The organism is Streptomyces sp. NPDC111507 (genome assembly GCF_055638955.1).
In genome coordinates, this window is sequence record NZ_JBVKBU010000015.1 from 77,360 (window position 1) to 101,105 (window position 23,746).

The window sequence follows — 23,746 nt, forward strand, 5'->3', positions numbered from 1 at the left end:
GGGCGGTCAGGCGGCGGTCCCTTCCTGGTGGCTGGTGTTGCCGGGGTTGCTGCGGTGGATCTCGGAGTAGGCCGACAGGAGCCGGCTGGTGGCCCAGCGGTGGCCGCAGCCGGGGCACTGGTAGCCGTGGACGATCGAGTCGCCGCGGCGTTTCTCAGCGGCAGGGGCTATGCCTCGGCGGCAGCAGTTGGGGCAGGAGTCGGTCACGGCGATCACGCGGCATCCCGCCTCGCCCGGCGCAGTCGGTATCGCGCCGCCGCGTCCCGGCTGCAAGCGCGGCATGCCCGTTTCCCCCGATCCATCCAGGTGTTGGACGGGGTGAACTCGTGGCCGTTCTTGCAGCGTGTTTTGCGGCTGTTGCCGCCGCGGATCGTGTTTTCGAGCCCAGCGACCGGTTCGAGGTGTGCGGGATTGATGCAACGGCGGTGCAGGCAGTCGGTCCCGCCTGGACAGGTCATGTCGCGCGTATGGCAAAGGTGATCGAGGTGGAGCCCTTGCGGTATCTGCCCAACCAGCAGCTCGTAGGCCACGCGATGTGCCCGCCGAGTCTTCCCGCCAGACTCACGGATGAGGCTGTAGCCGTCGCGGTCAAGTCCCGCTGTGCGCAGGATGCAGCCTCCCCAACCGGGGGTAACGGAGGCGAGGAGACGCTCGCGAGTTGTGTCCAGGCCGCGCTTGGCTCGGGTAGATGCCATGACGCCCTCCTAGCTCTGTGCCATGTCGACGAAGCGGGAGTAGTGCCCCTGGAAGGCGGTCGTGATCGTCGCCGTCGGGCCCCCGCGATTCTTCGCAACGATGAAGTCGGCTTCGCCGGCTCGCGGGCTCTCGCGGTCGTAGGCGTCTTCCCTGTGCAGGAGGATCACCATGTTGGCGTCCTGCTCGATCGCTCCGGACTCGCGGAGATCGGACAGCAGCGGCTTCTTGTCAGTGCGCTGTTCCGCGCCTCGATTCAGCTGCGACATGGCGATCACGGGGACCTCGAGCTCCGCGGCGAGCTTCTTCAGGCTGCGGCTGATCTTCGCGACTTCCTGCTGCCTGTTCTCGGTGCGCCCGGACAGCTCGCCTTCCATCAACTGCAGGTAGTCGATGACGACGAGGCGCAGGTCTCGCTTCCGCTTGATGCGTCGGCAGTGAGAGCGGATCTTCGTCATCGTGAGGCCCGGGTCGTCGACGATGTCGAGTGGCGCGTCGTTGATCACCGGCCAGACTTTGGCGAGGCGGGTCCAGTCGTCGTCCGTCATGCCGTTCTGGCTCTGCAGGTGATGCAGGGCGACCCGCGCTTGAGCTGACGCGATCTTCATCTTGAGTTCGGTGCGGGACATTTCCAGGCTGAAGAACACCGCGGGCAGGCCGTCGACGATCGTCGCGTGGCGGACGATGTCGGTGCCGAGCGTGGACTTGCCGACGGCGGGGCGGGCTGCGATGACGATCAGTTGGCCGGGCTGGAGGCCGTTGGTCAGCGAGTCGAAGTCGGTGAATCCGGTCTTGATGCCGCGGGCCGGGCCGTTCTTCTGCAGGTTCTCCAGCTGCTCGAGGAAGTCTTCGCCGTCGGCTCCGATGAGGGTGTCTTCGTCTCCGCGGGTGGTGTCGTCGACGATGCCGTCGACTTCGGCGCGCAGGTCGTCGAGGAGTTCTCCGGTCTCGCCGGTGCCGTCGGCGATGACGTGCAGGGTGCGGGTGCATGCCGCCTGAAGGTTCCGCAGTACGGCTTTCTCGCGGACGATCCCTGCGTAGTACTCGCCGTTCGTGGCGCTTGGTACCTGCTGGATCAGGTGGTGCAGGTAGGAGGCGCCTCCGATGCGGCTGACGTCGCCGCTCTTGGCCAAATCGTCGGCCAGGACGATCGGGTCTACGGGCGCGCCATCGACGTAGCGGGCAACGATCGCGCTAAAGATCGTCTGGTGGGCGGGTCGGTAGAAGTCGGCAGGGTTCTTAATGCTCTCGGTGACGTCTGCGATCGCGTCGCGCGACAGGAGCATCGAGGCAAGGGTGGCCATTTCGGCGGCCAGGTCGTGCGGGGGTGCGGATTCGCGCTGCGGCTCAGGCTCGAAGTCGTCGTGGGTCACTGAGTTTTGCCCTTCCTGCGGTCGGCGCCGGTGAAGTGGGCGACGGTTGCTCCGTCGCCGAGTCGGGATGAGGCCCGGTCGCCGAGGACGTCGCGAATTTCGCGGCCGATCAGGTTCGTTGCGATGAGCGTCGGCCGGCGCTTCTGCCAGCGGTTGTCGATCAGCTCGCTGATGGCGTCCGCGGTCCAGTCGTTGACGGCGCGGGCACCGAGGTCGTCGATGGCGTACAGGTCCGCCTCGCGCCATCGGGTGAGCGCCTCGTGATCGACGGGCCGGTCGGTGGCGAGCTTGACGTCGTAGGTGGTGGCGACACGGAACAGGCCCTGCCAGCCGCGGCGGATGAGCGTCTCGTTGAGCTTCCACAGGTGCCACGTTTTGGTGGTGCCGATCTCGCCGGTGAGGATCAGCGATCCGTGATGGCCAGCGAGGAAGTTGTTCATCCAGGCATGGACGTCGGTTCGCAGCTCGCCGGGGTCGGCGAAGGCGGCGGGGCGGCGGCCGAGGAAGGCTTCCAGTCGGTTGGCGACGGCTTCCGCTTGGGCTTCGGCCAGCCAGGCATCGTGATTGTGGGGGTCGTAGTCGGTGGTGTTCATGATGCGAACAGGTCCTCCACTGATGAGTTCGTGTAGTCGTCTGCGGTGTGCGAGTCGGCACGTGACCCGGTGCCCGGGTGGCGGTTGCCGCCAGCGGCCGGCGTGTTCATGGCCTGGTTGACGAAGCCGGGGATCGCGGATGGTGCGGAGCCTTTGGCCATCCAGAGGGACATGCCGCGGCGGACGTCGTCCGGGTGGATCTTGTCTTCCTCGAGGAGTTTCTTGATCTGCCTGGAAGCCGCGCCGATCGTCTGTCCAGGTGGCCGCTTCTGGCAGCGGTCGATCCATTCGCCGACGATCGTCTGGGCCGTCACGGGTGCTTCGTCGAGGGGAGCGGCTTCTGCCGCTCCGGCGTAGCCGCATTCCTCATCGGAGACCAGGCTGAGCTCGACGACCTCAGCCACCCCTAGCGGAGCTGTGGCAGGGGCAGGGGCAGGGGCAGGGGCAGGGGCAGGGGCAGGGGCCGCGCGCACGTGCGGGGCTGCGCGCCCGCGCGTAGAGCCTTTCGGACCCCCTTCAGTAGGGGGCTCTTGAGGGGTATCAGAGGGGGTTCCGAAGGGGGTTGCCGAGGGGGTTTCGTTACCCCCTTCAGAGGGGTCCGGGTCGGGGTCTCCGAAGGCCTTGCGGAGGGTGTCGATGTGCTCGGCAACCTGCTGCCGAATTGAGGGACCTTCGCTGCCGTTGCGGAGCTTCGCCGGTTCGTCGCTGAGTTCTTCCAGCGGGATCCGGTCCACCTCCGCGAGCAGTGCCTGCTGAAGCCGCTTGGAGGAGATCTCGAGCGCGCCGGACACCATGGCGCCCATGACCTTTGGCATGCGCCAGACGCCGTCGTTGCGGACGAACGAGCGGATGAGGAGCTCTTCGGTGTCGTCGTCCATGACAATAAAGTGCGCGGCCTCCAGTGCCTGGAGAAGCTTCTCGAGCTCGGCCGACGTGAGGCCGCGCGCCTTGCGGGACCAGCGCCGGAGGGTGAGGTCGAGCAGGCCGGCGTGGTTCAGGTTGGGCTGCGAGATCAGGAACAGATAGAGCCGCTGCTCTCGCTCGCCGAGGTTAAGGAAGTCGGCGTCGTCCCAGATGCTGGTGAGGATGCGTCCGTGTCCGCGGGCCATGAGTTGGTGTCCTTCGAGGAGTGCTGGTTGGGGGCTCGGATTGGGCGGTGAGCCCTCAAGGCGGCTTCCGGCGCGCTACTTGGGCTTCGAGAGGAGCTCGACCAGCCGAGCTCGCTGCCTGTCGGAGAGATGTCGACGCAGCTTCTTGGCCATATCTGTCACCGACCGGTCCAGTCGGACCTGAAGCGTCTTCGGCCGTTCCATGGGAACGAAGGGTCGGTCCTTGACCTTGTAGGTCCGCCTGGATGCGATGTAGCGATCGGCCTGCTCGAATTGCTCGGGTGTCGGACGCTCGAAGGCGGCCACGTGGTAGGCGCGAGCCTGTTTCGCCCATGGCAGTGATGAGGGTCCCCAGGCGGCCGTCCTGTCGTGGCGCGACATGACCGAGTTGCATCGGTCGCAGATCAGTCCCCTGACGAAGAACAGGCCGTCGCCCTGGAAGTGATCGATGACCAAGGCCCCCCGCGGTGTCTCCCTCTCTGGCGTCTGGCAGATCTCGCATTGGCCATTCGCGCGAGACCGCAGGCGATCGAAGTCCTGGCAGGTCATGTCGTACTTCAGAAAGTGAGTGCAGGCGTTCCCGGGTGTCGCATGGCGTGTTTCGGTACGCCTGTTGGGCACAGGCAAGAGTTCCCCTGTCATGCGTATGAGAATAGCGTTCGCGCATCGCGTTCACAATGCGCGGCAACGTAGCGCGACCGCAGATCGGTATGTCACTATGTGCAACATGGACGAGCTGGACGAGAGGATTCAGGCCGCCGCGAAGAAGCGGGCCCGCGCCGAGAAGGCCTTCAACGACGCCGACGCTGAGCTCCGCGACCTCCTGGTGGAGGGCCGCGCCGCCAACAAGGGCCCCTCCCACATGGCGAAGCTGACGGGTTTCACCCGTGAGTGGGTCGCACGCATCGCGCCGGCTGCCAAGTCCTGACGTCACGTCCCCTCCTCCTCTCCTTCCTGGCCCCGCCATTGCGGGGCCTTCGTCATGCGCGGGTTAGCGCTGGCCGGCTTGCCAGCAGTTGGGGCAGATGTCGCGGCCGTCGCGGGTGCGGTGCCAGCCCTGCTTGCCGAGCCGGCGTCGGGCTTCGGTGGCGGTCTGGGCTTCGCCGGGCGGGGTGTCCTCGGTCCAGCAGGGGCCGGATTCGGGACTGCTGGCCTCGCAGACGAGGGAGACGTAGAAGCTCACGCGGCCCGCTCCTCGTCGTCTTCACCGTCGGGCGTCTCGTGCTCGAAGGCGCGTTCTTGGTCGGCCGGCGTGAGGGTGCGGTAGCAGGCGCGGCATAGCTGCTCGTCGCGGAACCGGTTGGTCTTTACGTGGTCGCGTTCGAACTGGGGGAAGGTTCGCTTGCCGCAGCGGGTGACGGTGGGCGCGATGGCCATGGCGATGAAGGCGCCGCCGCCGTCGACGGTCTTGGTGATGGCGTCGTCGTCGAGGTGGTAGGCCCGGTAGCGGACGGCGATGTGGACGGTGCCGGTCGCCTCGGTCTCGATGAACAGCAGGTCGGCATCGGACGGGATCGGGTCGACGCTCACGCCGCCACCTCCCCGAAGATCGCCGCAGGCTCGGCCGACACCTCGACCGCGGGGTGGCGTTTCATCGCCTGGTGCAGGTGCGGCCGGGTGACCTCGAGCCGCTCGGCGGCCTGCTCGACGGTGAGCCCGCACACGCGCATCAGTTCGCGGGCGTCGTGGGCGAGGTCGGCTTCGCGGGTGGTGGCTGCGGCGCGGGCGCGGAAGCGTTCCTGGTTGAGCTGCTGCATGGTCAGGTCGGCGTGTTCGTCGAGCCACTCGTCGTGGGCCTGCTTGCAGCGCGGGCACATCGGCAGGTTTTGCCGTTGGTGCATCCAGTAGCCGCGGTCGGTGCCGCAGTGCCCGGTCCAGTCGGGGACGGCGTTCGGGTCGTCGATGTCGTCCCAGGCGGCCGGGGGCGCCCAGCCGTTGGCGAGGGCGTGCTTCCTGGCGACGGTGGCGCTGCGCCCGGCGGGTGCGGGCGTCTGGTGGAGCTCCACGAAGACCTTGAGGATCTTTACGGCGAGGAAGTGGCGGACGGTGGGCTGCTGGCCGGAGCAGATGAGCTGAATGCGGACTTCGGCGCTGCCGGCCTTGTCGGCGATGACCTTCGCGGAATAGCCGATGGCGCGGAGGGCTCGGATGCGGCGGCGGATGCCGGTGGAGTCGATGAACTTTCCGGGGGCGGGCGCCTCGGGCTGGACGGCAAGGACCGAGTTGAGGGTGCTGCGCCGGGTCTGCTTGCGGCGCCCGTCGCCGATGTATCGAAGGTTGTCCGGCCGGCATCCTGTGGCGGCGGCGATCTGCTCCCAGGTCATGGTCTGCCGGAGGAGGGTGAGTCGTTCGCGGGCCGGGGTGGCGTCGATGAGTCCGGGTCGGCCGGTCTGCCGGTTGACGTTGTACTGCTTGCGTCCGCGGCGCATGGCCTGGTGGCAGGGGTCGCACGGGCAGGGTTTGCGGTAGCCGGGGGCGCCGTTGCCGCGGGCGTAGGTGCCGTGCGCCGGCGGGGTCTTAGTGGTCACGGCTTCTCCCTCCTCTGGTTGATGGGTGCGTTGGCGTAGTACTCGGCTTGGCGGGCGAGGCGGGGCCCGTGCCAGCGGATGGCTATGCGGGTGCCGGTATGCCGTCCCGCGAGGATGATCAGGTAGGCGGCGAGGATGACCGGCAGGGCGAGGGAGACGACGGCGAATCCGAAGGCTCCGGCGAGCGCCCAGTCGTGGGTGAGGAGCCAGCCGGCGATCACGGCGATCACGTCCGCCTCCTGTTGCGGCGGTCGATGATGACGGCGATCACGGCGACGAGGCTGAAAGCGAGGCCCAGGCAGCCGAGGAAGAGGGCGACGTCGTTCATGCAGCCACCCCCCGTCCTGCGCGCTCTTCGCGGATTCGTCGGCGGATGGGGAGCTCGACGGCCCATACCTCGTCTGCCGTCATGCCGGTCTGGGTGAGGTGCCGACGGATGCCTGTGATGGCGCCGCATCGACGCAACTCGGCTTCGAGCTGTCGGAAGAGCTGTCGGCGAAGGCGCAGGTTGGCGGTCACGCTGCTGCCGCCTTCCGCTGCTGGGTGCGGGCGGCGCGGCGCTTGGCGGCGATGACCCGCCCCTTGCCGGTCAAAGTCCAGACCGCTATCCGATGCCCGTGCGTGTTGGCCTGGGTGGACGGCACCATCTGCCCGGTGTGGTCGATGATTCCGGCGCCGCGAAGGCTGTTGATGACGGCGCCGAGGAGGCCGCTGCCGAGGTCGGGGAGGACGTCTCGGATCTGGTTGCAGGAGAAGGTGATGTACCGCTCCCCGAAGTGCAGGACGGCCTGCTCGACGAGGAACCGGTCCCATTCGGAGTGCTTGGCGATGTCGTCGAGGAGGGCGTCCTTCTCGGTGGACGCGAGTCGCTCGGCGACAGACAGACGACGGGTCATGTGATGTCCTTGGGTCGAGGGGCCGGCCCGATTCCCGCGGGCCGGCCTCTGGTGTGCGGGCTAGAAGGGGTGCTCTTCGTCGAGCCGCCCGAGGGCGATCTCGGTGAAGCGGTTGGCGATGGCTTCGCGGAGGTCGACGTCTGTGCGCCGCAGTTCGTGGGTGAGGCTGCGAGCCCAGGTGCGAACCTCTTCGCCCTTGCCTTCGACGAGGGCTTCGGCGAGGTGGCCGGTGACGATCCGCTCCACGGCCGCGAGTCGCCGCTCGCCGGGGCCCATCTCCGCCCAGGTCCACGGGTCGATGTCGGGAGCGGCGGCGCCGTACTTGTCGTGCTGCTCGTCGTCGTGGACCTGTCCGCAGTCGCCGCGGCGCCGCTCTTCGTCGGTCATCAGCGAGCACGGCACGCGACCCGAGTCGATGACCCGCTTCAGGTCGCGGATGTTGCGCAGGTAGATGTGCCGGTAGTCGGCGTATCGACGGTCGAGGTCGTCGCGCGGCGGGTCAGTCTTGTAGGCGTCAGCGACTTCCTGCCAGCGCTCGATGAGCGTGGCGATGAGGGCGCGGCTCGGGTCGCCTGGAGAGGTCTCGGTCTGGTTGGCGGTCATGGCCTGTGATCTCCTGGGGTTCAGGAGCCGCCCGCATAGCCCGCGGGCGGCTCTCTGCGGGTGCGGGCTACTTGGTGGGCTCGTCGGCCCACGGGTCGTCGCCGGGCGGGGACTGCTTGCCGCGACTGGCGTTGCTCTTGATCTCGCCGCCGGTGATGCGGGCCTGCGGGAATTCGTCCTCGACGGCAATCTCGCGGCGGTCGATGGACTTGTGCGTGATCAGCAGTTGGGCGATGTCGGCCCCGGTCCACTGGTCCTTCTTGCGGCCGAGCTTCTGCTCCAGGCGCTCTTGGCTGACGCCGAGGCTCTTGAAGACGCCGATGGCTCCGTCGGCGCGCTGCTCGATCGGCTTGCCGTCACCCTTCTGCAGGGTCTCCTTGCAGAGCTCTTCGGCCTCTTCGATGAACCAGTCGGGGATGACCGCGAAGATCGCCTCGCGGAGTCGCCGGGCGCCGTTGTTGGCGTTGTTCTCGTAGATGTCCCGCAGGTCGATGAGGGCTTCGACCTTGCCCTTCACGAACTTGGCGTGGGGGACGATAAAGGTGAGGACGTGCCGGGTGTTGGCCTCGACGTCCCACGCCCACGCCTGCATCTCGGACTGGCGATACTCGTCGTCGCGGCGCATCTCGGTGACGCCGTATTGAATATTTCCCCAGGTCTGGGCGAGGGCCTTTGCGAGGTGGATGGTCGATCCCTCGACGGCGCCACCGGCCCGAGGGAAGCGGAAGCGGGACTTCTCGGCAAGGGCCATCGAGCCGCAGGCGGCCTGCATGGCGTTGCGGGAGCGGCCGACCTCGCGCGGGAACTGGCGGGCCACGTAGATGGCGGCCTGGACCTCGGCGACAGCGCGAGACTGCTCGACGGCCGTGGACTGGCCAATGCGGTCGGGCCCCTGCGCCTGTTGGACGGGGAAGTTCATGAGAGGTAGAGCTCCTTGTCGCGGTTCTCGGCGTAGCCGGGGAGGTCGAGGTAGTTGGGTTCGTCGTCGGCGTAGCCGGGCCAGTAGCCGGTGCTGCTGCACTCGGCGAACTTCTCGATGGCGTGCCGGTTTTTGGCGCCAGCGATGACGCGGGAACCGAGGGTGATGCCGATGACGTTGACGAGGTACGGGGGCTTCTTCTCCTGTGCGATGAGGAGGAGTTCGGCCGTGTGGTCGCCGAGTCCGAGGGCTCGGGCGCCGGTCTCGTACCAGTCGGCTTGCTGGTTGTAGCCGTACTTGTCGATGTCCTTCTGCATCGCTTCGTTGCTGGCGTCGGCGCAGGTCTTGAAGTCGGGAATGATCAGGCGGCCTCCTTGGATGGAGGGCAGCCAGTCGAAACGCACGCGGCAGCGGATACCGCTGGCCTCGTCGATCCAGAACCCGGACTGTTCGGGCGCCCCGTAGGCGGGGTCGAGGAGGGCGGAGGCGAGCGGGTGGCGGCGGATCTCCGCGGCCATCGCGTCGATCATGTCCATCTCCGCTCGCTTCAGCGGGATCGCGCCGCGGGCACGGGCTTCGAGGACCGCAGCCTTCGCGTCCTTGGTGTTCCAGGTGTCGTGCTCGATGACGACGAGTTCGGGCCCGTTGCCGAGCACCTTCTTGTGGGCGGCGTTGCCGTAGTCGAAGGTCTTGCTCGCCGGCTGCGGGTTGTCCTGCTCGTACCGGAACTTGGCGGGGCAGGAGGGCGGGAGGAGCTTGCGGGCGCCGGACGACGAGAGCGACGTCTTGTCCGCGTGGTAGTCGTCGTTGGAGAGGTCGTCGTGCATGCCCAGGGCGGGCGGTGCGACGGCCGTCTCAACCGGCGGCTCAAGGGTGGTCGTCATGCGGCGCCGCCTTCGATGAGGGACGTGTAGAAGCAGTGGCCGGGCCGCTCGCTGTGCAGTTCGACGAGCCCGTCGCGATGCAGGGCGTCGAGGTGGCGGCGCGCCACGGATCGGTAGACGTTCGTGCCGATGGCTCGTCGGAGGACGACCTTGGCCCGGCCAGGGGTCCACTCGCCGCCTTCGTTCGCCATGGCCTGCAGGAGGGCCAAGGCGGGCCGGACGCGACCCCCGGGGTGGCGCCAGACGGTCTTGGGGGTGAGCAGGTAGGCGCGCTGGCCGACGACGGTTACGGCGAGGAGGTGACCGCGTCGGGCGAGGTCTCGCAGGTCTCGGCGGGCGGCGTTGCGGCCGATGCCAGACCACGGGGTGACGCTGTACAAGTCTTGGGCTCGCCCGGTTGTGACGGGTCGCCGCGGGCCTTCCTTGATGAGCGCGAGGAGGCTGTCGCGGCGTGCAGTGACGTCGAGGGCGCCCCTGAGCTCGACGGCGGCGGTCATCGGACACCGTCCAGCGGCATGGGCTGGGCGCAGGCTTCGCAGTGCCCGGACGGCGTGTTGGGCCCGTCGTCCTTCTTGCAGCGGGGGCAGCGGCCGGCGGCCAGGTCCTGGAGGTGAGCGACGCCGTTCGGGTCGTACTTGATGGCGGTGATCGCGGCGACGTAGTCGGGGAATCCGGCGGCGAACCGGTCCCGGTTGATGTCGTCGGCGCGGGAGATCAAGCTGATCAGGTCCTCGGCCCAATCGCCAGCGGGGTGGCCGCCGCGGCCGTAGTGGAACAGGACGTGCGCGGCAACGTCCGGCGGGATGGTGGGGCTGTTGGTGCTCATGGTTCTCCGTTTCTGGGTGTGCGGGGTGGTGGGCCCGCCGTCAGCGGTGGGGGGTGCCGTGACGGCGGGCCCTGGGTGCCGCGGCGCGCCGGGGGGTGCGCGTCACGCGGCGGACTGTGTGGTTGTTGGCGCCGGGTCCGCCAGCCGGTGACATCTGGCGGCCCGGCGAGTCAGGTGGCGGCCGGCTCGGGCTGGCTGATGACGGGCACGGGCACCGTGTCGTCCTCGCTCCGGGCCGAGGGCACGTGGCCGGGGTCGGTGGTGGCGAGCCGTGAGGCGCCGAGGCGGACCGGGATGCCGGTCTCGAAGCGGTCATGGGCTGGGGTAGGAGGCGCGGTCGGGGCGGGCAGGCTGCTGACGGAGGTGACGTTTGCCTTGAAGGCCCGGAGTGCGTTCAGCTCCTCCGTCTGCTCGTCGAGTTCTCGTTCGGCGTTGGTCGCCCGCGTTTCGGCGTCGTCGTACCGGCACGCCTTGGCGTTGACGGCGGCACGGATCGTCTTCGCCGTGTTGAGCTGCTCGCGCAGGCTGTTGATGGTCAGGGCCTGCTCATCGAGTCGGGCTTCCAAGGCGGTGGCCTGCTCGGCGCGGGGCGTCAGCTGGCGGACCTTGCGCTGGAGTTCGCCGAGGAGGCGGTGCAGTTCGAGGCAGGACATGCCCCGGTGGGAGGCGATGCTGCGCACGGTGTCGACGGTGCTCACGGTTGCTGCTCCTTGCGGGCGCGGATGCGGCGGCTGATGGGCTCGCCGAACAGGAGGAGGAAGACGGCGACGTTGCCGAGTACGGCGGCGATGTAGCTCACGACGCCTCCAGTCCGGCTCGGTCGATGGAGCCGGAGCTGGCGGCCCGCACGGCGTGCTCCAGTTCGGCGATGTACGCGCGGTACATGGCGAGGTAGAAGCAGACGGCGAACCCGATCCGCTTGCCGATCTGCTCCAGCGACGGGACCGTCGGCAGGCCGAGCGTGGCGAGGAGTTCCAGGACCCCGGCTGCGGCGATCGGGTCCCGGGCGATGAGCCGGCCCGCAAGCTGCGGCATGGTGTCGTCGAACAGGTGCGGGTGCTCGGCAGCGATGTGGCCAGCGACTCGTACCGCGGCCCGGTGCTGTTCGTCCTGCTCCGAGACGGCCGGCTTCGGCCCGTAGTCGGCGAGTTCCATGCCCATCAGCGGGTCACCGCCTCGGCAGCGCTGCGGAGCGCCGACAGCACCTGCATCTGCGTCCGTCCCGGGGCGGTCTCCCACTCCACGACGAGCTGGTCGCCGAGGTGGGTGACGAGGGCCTCCCAGGCGTCGAGCGTGGCCTGCTCGGCGTCCGGCGTGCCCTTGCCGGGCATGTAGCCAGCCGCCCGGTCGATGGCGTCGGCGATCGGCTTCTGCAGCGGGTCCCAACCCTCCGCCTCCAGCAGTTTCACCGCGCGCCTGAGGACGGCGGCGACACGGGAACGGGTTACGGACAGCGTCACCATCTACGCCACCACCTCAGGGTCGAAGCGGGCGGCGTCGAGGCGCAGCCAGTACTCGCGCCACTGGCCCGGCTCCCACGCGGACTCGTCGGGCCCGAACTCGCGGTGAACTTCGGTCCAGACGCGGATGAGCGCGTCCTCCACCACATCGGCCAGTTGGATCGGGGAGGGCATCACGCCACCGCCTCGGCGTCGGCCTTCAGGCGGGCGATCTCCTCACGGGCGGCGGCCAGTTCGTCGACCGCGGTCCGCCGCCTCTCGGCACCCTCCGCGATGCTGTCCCGCCACCGCTGCACACCGGCCAGGACGCGATCGGCCACGGCGAGCTGGACGTCGACGGGCGTGTTCGAGCGGAACATCATCTGCAGCTCGTCCGAGTCGGGGCGGCCGTTCGACCGCAGCGACAGGGAGGCGATGGGGTACGGGCCCGACTCGACGGTGCCGGTCTCGTCCCAGAAGTCGTAAGCGCGCATCAGGAGCCCTCCTCGGGCTTGTGCTTGGTGAGGTTCACGCGGAAGGCGGGGCTGGTGGAGTCGGGGTCGGCGTCGTGCAGCCAGTGCCGCTGCTCCTTGATCTCGCCGGACGTGCCGTGCTTGTCCGCGGTCTCCGGATGGGCGAGGAGTTCGGCGAGGTGGTCCATTCGGGCCTGGAACTTGTCCCGGGCGATCTGCCGCTCGACGTCGGCAGCCGGCACGTCCAGGTCGGAGATCGGGCGGATGGAGCCAGCCGGCATCGGCAGGGCGCCCAGGGCGGCAACAGCGGCGGGGAGGGAGGTGATGGGATCGGTCATCGCGCACCGCCGATCAGCGCGGTCACTGCTTCTGACCAGGCGACGTCGGCACTGACGCCGACGTAGCGGGCCTCAACCCGCGCACCGAACTCGGTGAGCGCGTGCCGCGTCTCGAAGCTTCCCGCCGGGCTGTACGGCGACCGCTGTGACGGCCGCTTCACCATCGCGTTCTGGATGTAGCCGGCCGCCCCGTCAGCAGACTGTGACGAGTTGTACTCGCCGACCGGCTGCCACACGCCCGGATTCGCCCGGCACGATGCGGCCACTGCGAAGTGATCGATACGGGGAAGGCGCTTCATGACGCCACCGCCTTCGGGAACTCGTCCCAGGTGCGGCCGTCGAGCTCACGACCAGCGGTCCGCTTGCCCCAGCGGCGGATGGCGGCCGTGCCGTCCGGCAGGCCGACCCGCTCAAGTGACCAGGGCTTGTGCCCGATCTCGTGCAGCCAGTACTCCCGCTCGCCGTCCTTCTCATACGAGTGGCCGGTGTGGACGTGGGTGGCGCCGCGGGCCTCGCTGTCGGCCTTCGCCGCGGCCAGCTCCTCGTCGGTGCCCTTCCAGCCCACCTTGGGGTCGCAGACGCGGACGATGAACGGAGCCGGACCCCACTCGCCGTGCTGCTTGAAGAAGAACGGCACGTCAGCGGCAACGGCCTGGTCGCGCAACGAGCGTGCCCAGTCGGGGTGCATGGCGCGGGCCCGGTGACCGGACTCCCCGCCAGCGATGACCCAGTCGATGCCGCGGGCCTGCTCCTGGGTGCGGGATCCGAACGAGGTGTACGCGTACTCGCGGGTCGGGTCGTCGTCGAGGACCAGGCGGCCGATGTTGTTCCACGCGTGGACGTACCGGCCGGTCAGCTGGCGAGGGTTGCGACCGAAGCCGTCATCCATGCGGAGCGTGGCACCGAACGGCGGCGCGCCCTGGTGGTGCATGTCGCGGATCCAGTCCCGGGGCGAACGGCCCTGACTCGCGCCCCAGGAGCCTTGGATCTCCTCGCGGACTCGGGCGGGCACCCAGTCCGGCCAGGTCCACTCGGCCCACGTGGCCGGGGCCTGCTCGGCCGGCATCGGGGCGATCGGCGGCATCCACCGGGTGAGGTCGAGCGGCCCGAGCAGCGGCTCGCAGGACAGGAACCGCACCGCGGCCGGCACCTTGACCAGGGCGGGGATGCGCAGGTCGGCGTACTTCTGGTTCTCGACGCTTGTGCCGATCCATACGTTCGGGAGGGGCCAGCCGGCGCGGTGGTAGATGCCGTGCTCCAGACCCGGGACGTAGGTCGGGCTATGCGAGGTGGCGGCCCACTCCATGTCGGAGCGGAAGTGCTCGCCGTTCGGATGCCCGCACTTACACCCGCCGCCGAGGATGCGGGCCGCGCGCTCGGGACGCTTGGTCAGGATCTGGTAGGTGTGCTGCGGGGTTGCGGCCATGACAGCAAACACGCGGGCGAGGAACTCGCGCGGGACCTTCGCGTGGAACAGGTCGCTCATGCTGTTGACGAAGACGCGGCGAGGCTTGCGCCAGCGCAGCGGCTCGGTCAGAGCCTCGTCGTGGGTAGCGATGCCGAAGCCGGGTCCCGAAGTACGCGGGTCGCCGTCGGTCTGGTACTTCGCCTGCCCCATGGCCTTAAGGCGCTTGGCCATGCCCAGCGCGTAGCAGTTGTCGCATCCGGGGCTGATGCGGTCGCAGCCGGTCGTCGGGTTCCAGACCTCGTCGGTCCACTCGATCTTCGTCATGCCGCACCGTCCAGGCCGAGCTGGGTGGGGTACTTGGCCGCGTAGTAGCGGTCCCACGTCTCCTCGAAGACGGGGCGATGCCGCTCCGTCCACGCCTTCGTCTTGCGGACTGTGTCGTTCGGAAGCTCCGACTGCCGCTCCTGGGGCGGGTCGATGCCGAGCTCCGCAGAGATCTCGACGGCGAACCGGCCGAACCAGGACTGCACGGACTCGATGTCCTTGCGCTTCAAGCCGAGGGACTTCAGGAAGTCCGGCACGTACAGCGGGACATTCAGCGGGTCGATCTCCGGCTCCTCGCCGAGCGCCTTCGCCACGACCAGCCGGGCCTTCGTCTCCAGCCACTCGGAGGCGACGATGCCCTCGGCGGCCTTGAGCACCCGCATTCGGGCCTCGGAGAGAGCGACCAGCTCGGCAGCTTCGGTGCGCGCTTCGGGGGTAGCAGCCTCCTCGACCTCCAGCAGGTACGTGCGGACCTGGCGGGCGACGTCCGACTCCGTCAGCAGCTGGCCGACGTTCAGGATCGTTCGGCGGGTGAAGAGGGCGGCGGTCCGAGTCTTGGGGTTTGCTGCGGACAGATTGTCCGCAGCAAAGGAGCGGTACTCAGCGCCACGGAGGACCGTGTAGCCGTTCTCCTCCAGCTCCTTGCGGTTGCGCTGCACGACCTTCTCGATCGCGTCGATCGAGGATTCGAAGAACCCGGCGACGATCTCGATCGTGGCGTGCACGCCGTCCGGCAGCAGCGCCAAGGCCTTGACCTTGGCGAGGACGTCGACCCGGCCGGCAGTCTGGGCCCGCATCGTGCGGGACTCGGTGAGGATCAGCTCGTTGGGCTGATCTGCGATCATCGGAGACACGGGGTCCCCTTTCTTCTCAGTGGTGAAGGTGGATCTCGATCGAGGTCGTCCCGGGCTTGGCGGTTACGGGGCGGCCTCTTTGCCGCTCTAGGCGGCGTGCTGGAGCTCGGCCGGCTTGGCGGCGGCCCGCTTGCGTCCTGCGGCGTGGATCCGGGCGCGGTCGGCCTTGCTGGTCATGACGCGGCGGCCGATCTTGCTCTTGAGCTTCAGCTCATTGAGCCGGGTGCGGATCGTGTCGACGCCGCAGCCCAGGACGTAGGCCGTCTCCTGGATGGTCATGAAGTCCTGGTTCACGTCGGCCGGCGGCGTGGGGCGGCCGTATCGGAGGTACTTGTCGCTAGGCACGGGGGGTCTCCTCGGGGGGTGTGGTCTCGGGTGGGGCCAAGATCAGTTCGGTTTCGTTCGCCCCCAGGGCCTTGCGCAGGCGCTGATACGGGGCCGGTCTCATGCGCTTGCGGGTGCCGTTCTCGATGTGGCTGAGGTAGCGCCGACTTATGAGCGCACTTCTGGCCATGTCTGCGAGTTCGACCCCGGCGTCCATTCGCAGTTCACGGGCTCTCGGCCCGTTCACCAGGAAGGTGGTTGGGGGTTGGTACATGCCTAGAAGTTAGCCGTACATAGCCTCGATGTCTAGCTCTAGTTAGGAACAGATCGAGCCGGATATCTAGCCGAAGTTAGGTCAACCTCAAATGTGCTGGTCAAGGATTCGGCCTTAGTTGCCCCTGGTCCTAGCTGGCCCTGGCTGGCCCTGCCAAGATGTCCCCATGTCGACACCCGACCTTGCTGGCCTCGCCAAAGCTGTGAAGGCGCAACGCCTTGCCCTGTTCCCGTCACGCCTGGCCGCAGCAAAGGCCGCGGAGATCTCGAAGGACACCTGGGCTCGCGTCGAGGACGGCCTCGTGGTCCGCGACGGGACCTACGCCAAGATGGAACCGGCGCTCCAGTGGGCAGCCGGAAGCTGTGAAGCGATCCTGCGCGGCGAAGATCCGACAGGAGCCGTGCCGGTGGACAACGGTGTCCCTGGTGCCGTGAAGACGACTCTCACAGGAGAGGATCTCGGCGAAGACGTCCGCGAGTCCGTGCAGCTGGCAGCGATCGCCACGACCGGACTGTCAGCCGACGAGATCCGGGCGCTGAGCGAGCGGGTGGTCCAAGACCTCAGGAAGCGCGGCCGGATCTGACTGAAGTTCACCCAATTGGCGTACAACCATTTGCTTTGTCGACCCTGTAATCGATTACTCACACACCTCTTGTGACTCAAGTGGTTCTAACCGGCACTGAACGTGGCAGAGTTCAAGCCACACCCTTGGAGGCTCCCTTCAAGCCCGAACAGGGGGAGTCATGATGCAAGAAGGCGCACTCATAGCCGACTACGGGCCGGGTTTTCTAGGTCAGGCCACCAAGGTCGACAACGGGATCGTCTGTGTAATCCCCTGCCAGTGGGGGCGTGTCGAGGTGCGGGAAACGATGCGCAGTCTGGTGCAAGGCCTCGGTGGCGAGTGTGGAAGATGCCAGGGCTGTCCGCTGGGCAACGCTGGCTGAGATCATGAGTGGTGCGGAGTCTCGGCGGTAGGGGTACCTGCCGAGCCACCGCTCACCACCGGCACTCAGGGGGCGAGATGACGAGACGAGCGCGCGACGTCTATGTCGAATGGCGCGGCGGTACCTGCCGCGTGAAGTGGTGGACTGGCGAGTACCACGATGACGGACGTAAGCGTTTTGAGTCCAAGGGCGGCTTCACCGACGAGGACAGCGCCTACGAGCACGGTCTCGAGAAGATGTCCGAGATCCGGCGCGGCGATCACGTCTCCAATCGCGACGGCAAGACCCTCATGTCGGACTGGCTCGACGACTGGCTCGAAGCGATGGATCACGGGCACCTGACCGAGCGCGGCTACCGGTCGGTGATCGAGAACCACATCCGCCCGTACTTCAAGAAGCGGAACACTGCGGTCGCCGACATCGACGTCCTCGCCTATCGGGCCTTCCGCAAGTACGCCAACGGCGCGGTCGGGCCGGGGTCCGCGAAGAACGTGATGATGGTCCTCGGCATGGTCCTCGACGACGCGGTGCCCCGACTCATGAAGACCTCTCCCGTCGAACGAACCAGGCGGCGCGGCAAGTTCACGAAGAAGCCGAAGGAGCGGAAGAAGGATGTCCGCCCGGAGACCGTTGAGCAGCTGGCCCGCAACGCGCGCATCTACTTCGGCGAGTCCGGCTACGTCTTCATGTGGACGATGGCCATGACCGGGATGCGGCCGGCCGAGCTGTACGGGCTGACCCGTGAGTACTGCTATCCGAACTGGCCGGGCTCCGATCCGCGGGAGAGGCCGGAAGAGGAGGAGCGGTACGAGGAGGATCCGGAGCGCTACGGCAAGGGCGGCGATCTGATGCCGGCGATCCGTGTTGAACGCCAAGTTCAGTACGCAGAAGGGAAGCTGCAGTTCTTCCCTCCGAAGTACGAGAGCTACCGCACCCTCGTCGTGCCGCCGTTCCTGGCGCACCTGTTGGAGCAGCTGCTCGACTCGCATGACAGCCGGTGGGTGTTCCCGGCGATCGAGGGCGGCAGTCTGGGCGCGGTGAACTTCGACTACAAGTACTGGCGCCCCATCGCGGACGGCGCCGACGCCCGGTCCGGTGAGCGGGTACGCAAGCCGCGGCCGGCGATCCCCAAGGTTCCGACGTTCGAGGGGAAGCGTCTGTATCTGCTGCGGCATGCGGCCAAGGCCTGGCTGGACGAGGACGGGCACAGCAAGTTCGCGGTGGAGTCCCGGATGGGGCACGAGGTGCCGGGCGTCGAGGGGGTCTACAGCAGCGTGACGGTGCCGATGGAGCGTGCCATCATGAAGACGTTGCAGGAGCGTTGGGATGGGCTCCAGGAGCGGTTGAGGCGGTCAGAAAGCTAGATCGTTTCCCACTCGTTTCCCACTCCCCCTCTTTGGATCAAGGGGTCCGCAGGCCAGGGCGATCGGGAGGCTCAATCTCCCGACTTCCAGATGAAGTTCAGCGCCGTGATGGCGAGGGCGATCGGTCTCAGGGCGGGCCAGGTGACGGTCAGGAAGCGGCGCCAGGCTCCGGCGCCGTCCATCGCGGCCGCCTCGTGGAGTTCGCGCGGGGTGTTCTGCAGCCCGGCCAGCAGCGCGACCGTGGTCTGGGGCATGCCCGCCCAGACGCCGACGACGATCACCGCGGGCAGGGCGGTACCGAGAGCGCTCAGCCAGTCGTGGCCGTCGCCGAGGCCGAGGTCGCGCAGGGTCTCGTTGAGGATGCCCGCGTCGGGGTTGTAGACGAGCCGCCACATGATGCCGACGACGACCTCGGGCATGGCCCAGGGGATGATCGCGAGGGCGCGGGCGAGCGGACGGAGGCGGAGGTCCTGGTCGAGGAGCAGCGCGAGACCCAGGGCGAGGAGGAACTGCGGCACGGTCACCCCGACCGCCCACAGCAGTCCGATCCGGAACGAGTCCCAGAACAGGGTGTCGTGCAGCAGGTCCTGGAAGTTGAGCGCCCCGATCCACTGTGTGGGCGCGGTCCGGCCCGACTGCGCGTCGGTGAACGCCAGCGCGATCCCGTAGAGCAGCGGTCCGACGCTGAGCACCAGGATCGGGATCAGCGCGGGCAGCACCAGGAACCAGGCCCCCTGGTCGACGGGGCGCCGCCTCCCGCCCGCATCGGGGGTGCGCGTCGCCGGCCGCCTGGTCGCGCTCGCCAATGTCATGGAATCGGCTCCTTTGCACGACTCGTGGCGGTCTGGCCGTCCCGGCGGCCCCCGTCATGGTCCTGACGGAGACGGAGACCGTCAAGACACCTCGCACGCGGTCCGACCTGTGCGAATGCGAGACTGGCCGACGGATGGCGGGAACGCGACGCCTTACCCGAAGGTCGTACACGAGGGTCGTGCACGGACTGTGCGCGAGGACACGGAGGCGAAGGATGGACGAGGCACGGGCGCGGGACGTACTGGCCGCGGCCGAGGTGCTGCCCGGGCCGACGCGGGACGCGACGCTCCTCGCCCTGGGCGAGAACGCGGTGTTCGCCGCCGGTGACCTGGTGGTCAAGGTGGGACGCGATGCCGAACTCCTCGACCGCGCCCGGCGGGAACTGGACATCGCCGCGTGGCTCGCCGAGGCGGGCGTTCCCGCGGTGCGGGCGGCCGAGACCGAGGCTCTGCTGGTGGACGGCCACCCGGTGACGGTGTGGCACCGGCTGCCCGATCCCGTACGTCCCGCCGAGCCGCGGGATTTGGCCGAACTGCTACGGGTGGTGCACGCACTGCCCTCCCCCTCCTTCCCCCTGCCGCCCCGCGAGCTGCTGGGCGGGGTGGAGCGCTGGCTGCGGCTCGCGGGCGAGGCGATCGACCCCGCGGACGCGGCATATCTGCGGGCCCGGCGCGACGGCTTCGCGGACGCCGCGGCCGTGCTCACCCCGCATCTCGCGCCGGGCCCGATCCATGGCGACGCACTGCCCCGCAATGTGCACGTGGGCCCCGACGGCCCGGTCCTGGTCGACCTGGAGACCTTCTCCGCCGATCTGCGCGAGCACGACCTGGTGGTCATGGCGCTCTCCCGCGACCGCTACGGGCTGCCCGCCGAGGCGTACGACTCCTTCACCGATGCCTACGGCTGGGATGTGCGCGCGTGGGAGGGCTGCTCCGTACTCCGAGGCGCCCGCGAGACCGCCAGCTGCGCCTGGGTGGCCCAGCACGCGCCGAGCAACCCGAAGGCCCTGGCCGAGTTCGAGCGACGGGTGGCATCACTGCGGGACGGCGACGAGACCGTGCGCTGGTACCCGTTCTGACACTTCCCGGCTGACCTTTCCGGGCGCCCGGGCAGTGCGGGCCGTCCAGCTGGGCCCGGTCCGGTGCGGGTCCGGTCAGACCTTCTGGTCCGCCACGTCCCGCATCGGCCATGTCCCGTCGACCACCGCGTCCGTCTCCCCCTTGCGGCGCAGGAAGCTCTGGAAGTCGGCCGCCCACTCGGCGTACCACTCGATCTGGCGGCGGTGCAGCTCCGCCGGGCCGAGGGCCGCGACCTTCGGGTGGCGGTCGGCTATCGCACGCGCGAGCCGGGCCGCGGCGAGGGCGTCGGCGGAGGCGTCGTGGGCGGAGTCCAGCGACACGCCGTACTCCGTGCAGACCGCTTCGAGGTTGCGCTTGCCTCGGCGGTAGCGGTCGACGGAGCGGTCGATCGTGTACGGGTCGACGACCGGCGCGGGGTCGGTCCCGCCGAGCCGCTCGCGCAACGACGGCAGCCCGTACCTGCGCAGTTCGGCGGAGAGCAGGGTCAGGTCGAAGGCCGCGTTGTACGCCACGACCGGGACGCCGCTCTTCCAGTACCCGGTGAGGACGCCGGCGATCGCGTCGGCGACCTGGTCGGCGGGCCTGCCCTCCGTGGCCGCCCGCTCGTTCGAAATCCCGTGCACCGCCACCGCGTCCGCCGGAATCTCCACGCCCGGATCGGCCAGCCACTCACGGCGCCCTATCGGCTCTCCGTCCTTGACCTCGATCACGGCACCCGTGACGATGCGCGCCTCGCGCGGATCGGTCCCGGTCGTCTCCAGGTCGAAGCCGATCAGCAGCTCCCGGTGCCAGCCCATGGGCGGCCCCCCTTCTTCGTGGTGCTTTCCCCCAGTGGTCTCCACGATCGCACGAGCCACTGACAGTCCGAGGACCGCGTTCCGCTTCCCGCGCCGGACACCACGTCACGACCCGGGTCGGGGCGACGTTTCAGGACACCGGGCGCGAATCCGCCCAGGCCACCTCGAACTCCTCGCGATATGTCGGGAAGAGACCCTCTTCGCCGATCTCGTCCGGTTTGACCACCCGGCCACCGCCGCGCAGCACCAGCACCGGCGCCTCCATGCCGCGGGCGCGGCGCAGATACGACTGCACGATCGCGATGCCGTCGGAGCCGTCCCCGTCGACGAGGTACGCCGTGAAGCGCGGCGTCTCGTCGTACACCTGGATCTCGAACGCGCCGGGGTCGCGCAGCCGGGCCCGCACCCGCCGCATGTGCAGGATGTTCATCTCCACGGACCTGCTCAACTCGCCTCGTTTGAGGCCGAGTTCGCGCTCGCGTCGCTTGACCGCGCTGGATGCCGGGTTCAGGAAGAGCAGCCGCACCCGGCAGCCCGTCTCGGCGAGGCGCACGAGCCGCCGCCCGGAGAAGTTCTGCACCAGCAGGTTCAGACCGATGCCGATGGCGTCGAGGCGGCGGGCGCCGCCGAAGAGGTCCTCGGCGGGGAACTGGCGCAGCAGCCGCACCCGGTCGGAGTGCACGCCGACCACGTCCGCGTACCGGTCGCCGACCAGGTCCTCGACGGCGTCGACGGGCAGCCGGCGCGCGGAAGGCACGTCGCTGCCGGCGCCGAGGATCTCCAGGAGCTTGGCCGCGGCTCGCTCGGCCTGTCCCAGGACCGCCTCGGACAGGGCCCGGTTGCGGGAGACCACGTTCCGGGTGACTTCCAGTTCGTCCAGCGCGAGTTCGACGTCCCGGCGCTCGTCGAAGTAGGGCTCGAAGCACGGCCAGTGCTGCACCATCAGCTCGCGCAGCTGCGGCAGGGTGAGGAAGCTGAGCACGTTGTCGTCGGCCGGGTCGAGCAGGTAGCCCTTGCGGCGGCTGACTTCGCGTACGGCGACCGCGCGCTGCACCCACTCCTGCCCGGCGGGTCCCGCGGCGGCGACCACCCAGTCGTCGCCGTGGACGGGCTCGTAGATGGGACGCAGAACAGCGGCCACGACCGCGCGCAGCCGCTGTTCGACCAGGTTCAGCCAGATGTAGGCACGGCCGGCTCGCTGGGCGCGCGTACGCACCTCACGCCAGGCGTCGGCGCCCCAGTCCAGTTCCGGTCCAATGGATCCCATCTCCATCGGCCGTGCCAGGGACACCGCGCCGGGTGGGACATCTGTGGAGTTCCCCTCGTGACCCTCGTCACCAGGAGGCAACTCCAGCCCTCCCGAGCCCACCCGCGCACCGCCTTCCGCTCCCCCGAGCTCTTCCGTGGGTCAGCCCCACTCAACGATCAAGGAAGGGTACTCCGGGAGCGGCGGGCGGTGCAGCCCGATGGACAGGTCGTTTCTCAACTACCGTTTTCCACATGCCCGTTCTGGTCGGCGAGCTCCGGCGGAGTGAGCGGATTCATAGCGGTGACGTCGCGCGGAGCGAGAGAGAAGCCCTGCCAGTGGACCGGCATGGGCTGCTGGTCCTCGTCGCGCGCTATGTGGTGGAAGCCCACGTTGACCCACACGATGGGGTGGGTGAGCGTCTGACCGTTGACGTACTTGTCGACGGACGTGCCCGCTCCGGCACCGCAGTTGAGCAGGTTGTCGGTGGCGAACTGCTCGCACTTCTTGTACTCGGTGAAGTACACGTCGTGCTTGGTGAAGGGGCGGCCGAGGTACTTGGTGGTGGCGCCCGGGACGATCTCGTAGCTGCGGGCGTGGTTGTCCTTGTTCTTGCCGGTGTCGCTGACGACGCGCCACCAGCGCATGTTCGCGGCGTCGCCCGCGAGTTCCTTGGTGACCTTGGTGCGGGTCGTCTTGTTGGTCGGGCCCTCGTTGCCGTTGCGGGGCGGGCTGACGACGGAGTCGTACTGCTCGACCTTGTTCTTGGAGGAGCCGTCGAGGCCGAAGTCCAGCCGCCAGAAGACGTTGTGGCTGTGGCTGGTGGCGTAGGCCTTGGCGCCCTTGCCGATGGGCCAGCCGCGGCCGTCGCCCGCGTCGTAGTCGCCGGGCGAGAGACTGCCGGTGGCACCGATGTTCATGTTGATGGTGCCGTCGTCCTGGAAGCGCCACTCGGTGATGTACTCGTACCAGCCGACCTTGTTGGCGGTGTAGATCAGCAGGTCCTTGCCCTGGGTCTGGTAGACCTTGTTGCCCGTGTCGGCCTCCATGCGGTAGGCGTGGCCGCGCGAACGGGTGGTGGTGCACAGGCCGTTGACGTTCGGGTGCTGCGGGTCCCAGGCGTTGGGGATCTTCACGGTCTTGATGGTGCCGCCGGGACACTCGCCGGGCGCCATCTTCATCAGACCCTGGCCGAAGCCGGCGCCCGTGAGGTCGTCGTACTCGGCCTTGCCGTCGTCGTAGGGGACGTGGATCTGGCCGAGCTTGGCACTGGTGAGGACCTTGATCGGCTGGGCCTCGCCCTTGGGCTGGTACGAGATGTTCTCCAGGACGAGCCCGGCCTCACTCTCGTAGTGCCAGCACATGCGCCAGGTGGTGCCGGTGGAGAGCTTCTGCTCGATCTTGTACGCCGTGCTGCAGCTGGGGGCCGCCGCGGGCGCGGCCTTGGGCTGGGCGACGGCCGGACCCGCGGCCGTCGTCGCGCCGACGGCGAGTGCGGCCACCGAGAGACCGACCGCCGCCCGGCTGCGGGCACGACTGATTCTGTTCACGCGCATAACGAAGAGACTCCTTGCGAAAGCATGCGAAAGAAGGAGGTGAGTGGGAAAAGTGAACGGAGGCGGCTCAGCCGCCGGGAGCGCGTCGG

At 68.6% G+C, this 23,746-nt stretch carries 34 protein-coding genes and 1 pseudogene; 4 read left to right on the forward strand and 31 right to left on the reverse strand.

What is annotated here, in order from left to right:
• Positions 1 to 6: 6 nt before the first annotated feature.
• From ACZ7M2_RS40150 to ACZ7M2_RS40175, 6 genes are all read right to left on the reverse strand, one after another.
• Entirely contained in the window at positions 7 to 282 is a 276-nt protein-coding gene (locus ACZ7M2_RS40150; protein WP_471599645.1) for a hypothetical protein, read from the reverse strand.
• Positions 213 to 695, reverse strand: coding sequence for an HNH endonuclease (locus ACZ7M2_RS40155; protein ID WP_471599519.1), 483 nt, complete (start codon positions 693 to 695; stop codon positions 213 to 215). Before ACZ7M2_RS40155 ends, ACZ7M2_RS40150 begins: the two co-directional genes overlap by 70 nt.
• Positions 696 to 704: 9 nt before the next feature.
• A complete protein-coding gene (gene dnaB / locus ACZ7M2_RS40160; protein WP_471599520.1) occupies positions 705 to 2,066 on the reverse strand; it encodes a replicative DNA helicase in 1,362 nt (453 codons plus the stop codon).
• Complete coding sequence (locus tag ACZ7M2_RS40165; protein WP_471599521.1) at positions 2,063 to 2,659, reverse strand: P-loop NTPase family protein; 597 nt, start codon at positions 2,657 to 2,659, stop codon at positions 2,063 to 2,065. The genes dnaB and ACZ7M2_RS40165 overlap by 4 nt, the downstream gene beginning before the upstream one ends.
• Positions 2,656 to 3,768 (reverse strand): hypothetical protein, encoded by a 1,113-nt coding sequence (locus tag ACZ7M2_RS40170; protein WP_471599522.1) that lies wholly within the window; start codon positions 3,766 to 3,768, stop codon positions 2,656 to 2,658. Before ACZ7M2_RS40170 ends, ACZ7M2_RS40165 begins: the two co-directional genes overlap by 4 nt.
• Positions 3,769 to 3,843: 75 nt before the next feature.
• A complete protein-coding gene (locus tag ACZ7M2_RS40175) occupies positions 3,844 to 4,410 on the reverse strand; it encodes an endonuclease domain-containing protein (protein ID WP_471599523.1) in 567 nt (188 codons plus the stop codon).
• 85 nt (positions 4,411 to 4,495) lie between these two features.
• On the opposite strand from ACZ7M2_RS40175, the gene ACZ7M2_RS40180 reads away from it, so the two are divergent.
• Positions 4,496 to 4,696, forward strand: coding sequence for a hypothetical protein (locus tag ACZ7M2_RS40180; RefSeq protein WP_471599524.1), 201 nt, complete (start codon positions 4,496 to 4,498; stop codon positions 4,694 to 4,696).
• A 63-nt stretch (positions 4,697 to 4,759) separates the two neighbouring features.
• Here ACZ7M2_RS40180 and ACZ7M2_RS40185 read toward each other — a convergent pair whose 3' ends face one another.
• The 21 genes from ACZ7M2_RS40185 to ACZ7M2_RS40285 form a co-directional block, all read right to left on the reverse strand.
• Positions 4,760 to 4,951, reverse strand: coding sequence for a hypothetical protein (locus tag ACZ7M2_RS40185; protein WP_471599525.1), 192 nt, complete (start codon positions 4,949 to 4,951; stop codon positions 4,760 to 4,762).
• On the reverse strand, positions 4,948 to 5,298 hold the full coding sequence (locus ACZ7M2_RS40190; RefSeq protein WP_471599526.1) for a hypothetical protein: 351 nt from the start codon (positions 5,296 to 5,298) through the stop codon (positions 4,948 to 4,950). The genes ACZ7M2_RS40185 and ACZ7M2_RS40190 overlap by 4 nt, the downstream gene beginning before the upstream one ends.
• Positions 5,295 to 6,296 (reverse strand): hypothetical protein, encoded by a 1,002-nt coding sequence (locus ACZ7M2_RS40195; RefSeq protein WP_471599527.1) that lies wholly within the window; start codon positions 6,294 to 6,296, stop codon positions 5,295 to 5,297. The genes ACZ7M2_RS40190 and ACZ7M2_RS40195 overlap by 4 nt, the downstream gene beginning before the upstream one ends.
• A complete protein-coding gene (locus ACZ7M2_RS40200) occupies positions 6,293 to 6,526 on the reverse strand; it encodes a hypothetical protein (protein ID WP_471599528.1) in 234 nt (77 codons plus the stop codon). The genes ACZ7M2_RS40195 and ACZ7M2_RS40200 overlap by 4 nt, the downstream gene beginning before the upstream one ends.
• Before the next feature lie 285 nt (positions 6,527 to 6,811).
• On the reverse strand, positions 6,812 to 7,192 hold the full coding sequence (locus ACZ7M2_RS40205) for a hypothetical protein (protein ID WP_471599529.1): 381 nt from the start codon (positions 7,190 to 7,192) through the stop codon (positions 6,812 to 6,814).
• Positions 7,193 to 7,252: 60 nt separating this feature from the next.
• Positions 7,253 to 7,795 carry a hypothetical protein gene (locus ACZ7M2_RS40210; RefSeq protein ID WP_471599530.1) on the reverse strand — a complete coding sequence of 181 codons (543 nt, stop codon included), beginning with the start codon at positions 7,793 to 7,795 and terminating at the stop codon, positions 7,253 to 7,255.
• A gap of 67 nt (positions 7,796 to 7,862) precedes the next feature.
• On the reverse strand, positions 7,863 to 8,714 hold the full coding sequence (locus ACZ7M2_RS40215) for a hypothetical protein (protein WP_471599531.1): 852 nt from the start codon (positions 8,712 to 8,714) through the stop codon (positions 7,863 to 7,865).
• A complete protein-coding gene (locus tag ACZ7M2_RS40220; RefSeq protein WP_471599532.1) occupies positions 8,711 to 9,598 on the reverse strand; it encodes a PD-(D/E)XK nuclease-like domain-containing protein in 888 nt (295 codons plus the stop codon). The genes ACZ7M2_RS40215 and ACZ7M2_RS40220 overlap by 4 nt, the downstream gene beginning before the upstream one ends.
• Positions 9,595 to 10,095 carry a hypothetical protein gene (locus ACZ7M2_RS40225; protein ID WP_471599533.1) on the reverse strand — a complete coding sequence of 167 codons (501 nt, stop codon included), beginning with the start codon at positions 10,093 to 10,095 and terminating at the stop codon, positions 9,595 to 9,597. Before ACZ7M2_RS40225 ends, ACZ7M2_RS40220 begins: the two co-directional genes overlap by 4 nt.
• On the reverse strand, positions 10,092 to 10,424 hold the full coding sequence (locus ACZ7M2_RS40230; RefSeq protein ID WP_471599534.1) for a hypothetical protein: 333 nt from the start codon (positions 10,422 to 10,424) through the stop codon (positions 10,092 to 10,094). The genes ACZ7M2_RS40225 and ACZ7M2_RS40230 overlap by 4 nt, the downstream gene beginning before the upstream one ends.
• A 170-nt stretch (positions 10,425 to 10,594) precedes the next feature.
• Positions 10,595 to 11,122 (reverse strand): hypothetical protein, encoded by a 528-nt coding sequence (locus ACZ7M2_RS40235; protein ID WP_471599535.1) that lies wholly within the window; start codon positions 11,120 to 11,122, stop codon positions 10,595 to 10,597.
• Between the two features lie 97 nt (positions 11,123 to 11,219).
• Complete coding sequence (locus ACZ7M2_RS40240) at positions 11,220 to 11,585, reverse strand: hypothetical protein (protein WP_471599536.1); 366 nt, start codon at positions 11,583 to 11,585, stop codon at positions 11,220 to 11,222.
• On the reverse strand, positions 11,585 to 11,887 hold the full coding sequence (locus ACZ7M2_RS40245; RefSeq protein ID WP_471599537.1) for a DUF6197 family protein: 303 nt from the start codon (positions 11,885 to 11,887) through the stop codon (positions 11,585 to 11,587). The genes ACZ7M2_RS40240 and ACZ7M2_RS40245 overlap by 1 nt, the downstream gene beginning before the upstream one ends.
• On the reverse strand, positions 11,888 to 12,058 hold the full coding sequence (locus ACZ7M2_RS40250; protein ID WP_471599538.1) for a hypothetical protein: 171 nt from the start codon (positions 12,056 to 12,058) through the stop codon (positions 11,888 to 11,890).
• Positions 12,058 to 12,357 carry a hypothetical protein gene (locus tag ACZ7M2_RS40255; protein WP_471599539.1) on the reverse strand — a complete coding sequence of 100 codons (300 nt, stop codon included), beginning with the start codon at positions 12,355 to 12,357 and terminating at the stop codon, positions 12,058 to 12,060. The genes ACZ7M2_RS40250 and ACZ7M2_RS40255 overlap by 1 nt, the downstream gene beginning before the upstream one ends.
• Positions 12,357 to 12,674, reverse strand: a complete 318-nt coding sequence (locus ACZ7M2_RS40260; RefSeq protein ID WP_471599540.1) for a hypothetical protein — start codon at positions 12,672 to 12,674, stop codon at positions 12,357 to 12,359. Before ACZ7M2_RS40260 ends, ACZ7M2_RS40255 begins: the two co-directional genes overlap by 1 nt.
• Positions 12,671 to 12,973: a hypothetical protein gene (locus ACZ7M2_RS40265; RefSeq protein ID WP_471599541.1), complete on the reverse strand. Its 303-nt coding sequence runs from the start codon at positions 12,971 to 12,973 to the stop codon at positions 12,671 to 12,673. Before ACZ7M2_RS40265 ends, ACZ7M2_RS40260 begins: the two co-directional genes overlap by 4 nt.
• The gene (locus ACZ7M2_RS40270; protein WP_471599542.1) at positions 12,970 to 14,406 is read right to left on the reverse strand and encodes a phage Gp37/Gp68 family protein; all 1,437 of its coding nucleotides are present in this window, start codon (positions 14,404 to 14,406) and stop codon (positions 12,970 to 12,972) included. The genes ACZ7M2_RS40265 and ACZ7M2_RS40270 overlap by 4 nt, the downstream gene beginning before the upstream one ends.
• On the reverse strand, positions 14,403 to 15,251 hold the full coding sequence (locus tag ACZ7M2_RS40275) for a hypothetical protein (RefSeq protein ID WP_471599543.1): 849 nt from the start codon (positions 15,249 to 15,251) through the stop codon (positions 14,403 to 14,405). The genes ACZ7M2_RS40270 and ACZ7M2_RS40275 overlap by 4 nt, the downstream gene beginning before the upstream one ends.
• Before the next feature lie 96 nt (positions 15,252 to 15,347).
• Entirely contained in the window at positions 15,348 to 15,605 is a 258-nt protein-coding gene (locus ACZ7M2_RS40280; RefSeq protein ID WP_471599544.1) for a DNA-binding protein, read from the reverse strand.
• On the reverse strand, positions 15,598 to 15,858 hold the full coding sequence (locus ACZ7M2_RS40285) for a helix-turn-helix domain-containing protein (protein WP_471599545.1): 261 nt from the start codon (positions 15,856 to 15,858) through the stop codon (positions 15,598 to 15,600). Before ACZ7M2_RS40285 ends, ACZ7M2_RS40280 begins: the two co-directional genes overlap by 8 nt.
• Before the next feature lie 166 nt (positions 15,859 to 16,024).
• On the opposite strand from ACZ7M2_RS40285, the gene ACZ7M2_RS40290 reads away from it, so the two are divergent.
• Together ACZ7M2_RS40290 and ACZ7M2_RS40295 are read left to right on the forward strand one after the other, a co-directional pair.
• Entirely contained in the window at positions 16,025 to 16,441 is a 417-nt protein-coding gene (locus ACZ7M2_RS40290) for a hypothetical protein (protein ID WP_471599546.1), read from the forward strand.
• A 438-nt stretch (positions 16,442 to 16,879) separates the two neighbouring features.
• Positions 16,880 to 18,166, forward strand: coding sequence for a site-specific integrase (locus tag ACZ7M2_RS40295; protein WP_471599547.1), 1,287 nt, complete (start codon positions 16,880 to 16,882; stop codon positions 18,164 to 18,166).
• 86 nt (positions 18,167 to 18,252) lie between these two features.
• On the opposite strand, the pseudogene ACZ7M2_RS40300 reads toward ACZ7M2_RS40295, so the two are convergent.
• Positions 18,253 to 18,978, reverse strand: a pseudogene (locus ACZ7M2_RS40300) (carbohydrate ABC transporter permease); the annotation flags it as partial.
• Between the two features lie 215 nt (positions 18,979 to 19,193).
• Here ACZ7M2_RS40300 and ACZ7M2_RS40305 point away from each other — a divergent pair.
• On the forward strand, positions 19,194 to 20,057 hold the full coding sequence (locus ACZ7M2_RS40305) for a phosphotransferase enzyme family protein (RefSeq protein ID WP_471599548.1): 864 nt from the start codon (positions 19,194 to 19,196) through the stop codon (positions 20,055 to 20,057).
• A gap of 75 nt (positions 20,058 to 20,132) precedes the next feature.
• On the opposite strand, the gene ACZ7M2_RS40310 is transcribed toward ACZ7M2_RS40305, so the two are convergent.
• From ACZ7M2_RS40310 to ACZ7M2_RS40320, 3 genes are all read right to left on the reverse strand, one after another.
• Positions 20,133 to 20,855, reverse strand: a complete 723-nt coding sequence (locus ACZ7M2_RS40310) for a 3'-5' exonuclease (protein WP_352048131.1) — start codon at positions 20,853 to 20,855, stop codon at positions 20,133 to 20,135.
• 130 nt (positions 20,856 to 20,985) lie between these two features.
• Positions 20,986 to 22,224, reverse strand: coding sequence for an SAV2148 family HEPN domain-containing protein (locus tag ACZ7M2_RS40315; protein ID WP_352048130.1), 1,239 nt, complete (start codon positions 22,222 to 22,224; stop codon positions 20,986 to 20,988).
• A 113-nt stretch (positions 22,225 to 22,337) separates the two neighbouring features.
• A complete protein-coding gene (locus ACZ7M2_RS40320) occupies positions 22,338 to 23,657 on the reverse strand; it encodes a copper amine oxidase (RefSeq protein ID WP_352048129.1) in 1,320 nt (439 codons plus the stop codon).
• Positions 23,658 to 23,746: the final 89 nt, after the last annotated feature.

What these genes read in the sequence shown, in the direction of transcription:
- ACZ7M2_RS40220 (WP_471599532.1), bottom strand. Translation starts at nt 9,598, where the DNA reads ATGACGACCACCCTTGAGCCGCCGGTTGAGACGGCCGTCGCACCGCCC.
- ACZ7M2_RS40230 (WP_471599534.1), bottom strand. Translation starts at nt 10,424, where the DNA reads ATGAGCACCAACAGCCCCACCATCCCGCCGGACGTTGCCGCGCACGTC.
- ACZ7M2_RS40305 (WP_471599548.1), top strand. Translation starts at nt 19,194, where the DNA reads ATGGACGAGGCACGGGCGCGGGACGTACTGGCCGCGGCCGAGGTGCTG.
- ACZ7M2_RS40225 (WP_471599533.1), bottom strand. Translation starts at nt 10,095, where the DNA reads ATGACCGCCGCCGTCGAGCTCAGGGGCGCCCTCGACGTCACTGCACGC.
- ACZ7M2_RS40215 (WP_471599531.1), bottom strand. Translation starts at nt 8,714, where the DNA reads ATGAACTTCCCCGTCCAACAGGCGCAGGGGCCCGACCGCATTGGCCAG.
- ACZ7M2_RS40205 (WP_471599529.1), bottom strand. Translation starts at nt 7,192, where the DNA reads ATGACCCGTCGTCTGTCTGTCGCCGAGCGACTCGCGTCCACCGAGAAG.
- ACZ7M2_RS40175 (WP_471599523.1), bottom strand. Translation starts at nt 4,410, where the DNA reads ATGACAGGGGAACTCTTGCCTGTGCCCAACAGGCGTACCGAAACACGC.
- ACZ7M2_RS40155 (WP_471599519.1), bottom strand. Translation starts at nt 695, where the DNA reads ATGGCATCTACCCGAGCCAAGCGCGGCCTGGACACAACTCGCGAGCGT.
- ACZ7M2_RS40265 (WP_471599541.1), bottom strand. Translation starts at nt 12,973, where the DNA reads ATGAAGCGCCTTCCCCGTATCGATCACTTCGCAGTGGCCGCATCGTGC.
- ACZ7M2_RS40285 (WP_471599545.1), bottom strand. Translation starts at nt 15,858, where the DNA reads ATGTACCAACCCCCAACCACCTTCCTGGTGAACGGGCCGAGAGCCCGT.
- ACZ7M2_RS40295 (WP_471599547.1), top strand. Translation starts at nt 16,880, where the DNA reads ATGACGAGACGAGCGCGCGACGTCTATGTCGAATGGCGCGGCGGTACC.
- ACZ7M2_RS40260 (WP_471599540.1), bottom strand. Translation starts at nt 12,674, where the DNA reads ATGACCGATCCCATCACCTCCCTCCCCGCCGCTGTTGCCGCCCTGGGC.
- ACZ7M2_RS40165 (WP_471599521.1), bottom strand. Translation starts at nt 2,659, where the DNA reads ATGAACACCACCGACTACGACCCCCACAATCACGATGCCTGGCTGGCC.
- ACZ7M2_RS40170 (WP_471599522.1), bottom strand. Translation starts at nt 3,768, where the DNA reads ATGGCCCGCGGACACGGACGCATCCTCACCAGCATCTGGGACGACGCC.
- ACZ7M2_RS40275 (WP_471599543.1), bottom strand. Translation starts at nt 15,251, where the DNA reads ATGATCGCAGATCAGCCCAACGAGCTGATCCTCACCGAGTCCCGCACG.
- ACZ7M2_RS40210 (WP_471599530.1), bottom strand. Translation starts at nt 7,795, where the DNA reads ATGACCGCCAACCAGACCGAGACCTCTCCAGGCGACCCGAGCCGCGCC.
- ACZ7M2_RS40150 (WP_471599645.1), bottom strand. Translation starts at nt 282, where the DNA reads ATGCCGCGCTTGCAGCCGGGACGCGGCGGCGCGATACCGACTGCGCCG.
- ACZ7M2_RS40320 (WP_352048129.1), bottom strand. Translation starts at nt 23,657, where the DNA reads ATGCGCGTGAACAGAATCAGTCGTGCCCGCAGCCGGGCGGCGGTCGGT.
- ACZ7M2_RS40310 (WP_352048131.1), bottom strand. Translation starts at nt 20,855, where the DNA reads ATGGGCTGGCACCGGGAGCTGCTGATCGGCTTCGACCTGGAGACGACC.
- ACZ7M2_RS40290 (WP_471599546.1), top strand. Translation starts at nt 16,025, where the DNA reads ATGTCGACACCCGACCTTGCTGGCCTCGCCAAAGCTGTGAAGGCGCAA.
- ACZ7M2_RS40270 (WP_471599542.1), bottom strand. Translation starts at nt 14,406, where the DNA reads ATGACGAAGATCGAGTGGACCGACGAGGTCTGGAACCCGACGACCGGC.
- ACZ7M2_RS40180 (WP_471599524.1), top strand. Translation starts at nt 4,496, where the DNA reads ATGGACGAGCTGGACGAGAGGATTCAGGCCGCCGCGAAGAAGCGGGCC.
- ACZ7M2_RS40250 (WP_471599538.1), bottom strand. Translation starts at nt 12,058, where the DNA reads ATGCCCTCCCCGATCCAACTGGCCGATGTGGTGGAGGACGCGCTCATC.
- ACZ7M2_RS40240 (WP_471599536.1), bottom strand. Translation starts at nt 11,585, where the DNA reads ATGGGCATGGAACTCGCCGACTACGGGCCGAAGCCGGCCGTCTCGGAG.
- ACZ7M2_RS40245 (WP_471599537.1), bottom strand. Translation starts at nt 11,887, where the DNA reads ATGGTGACGCTGTCCGTAACCCGTTCCCGTGTCGCCGCCGTCCTCAGG.
- ACZ7M2_RS40255 (WP_471599539.1), bottom strand. Translation starts at nt 12,357, where the DNA reads ATGCGCGCTTACGACTTCTGGGACGAGACCGGCACCGTCGAGTCGGGC.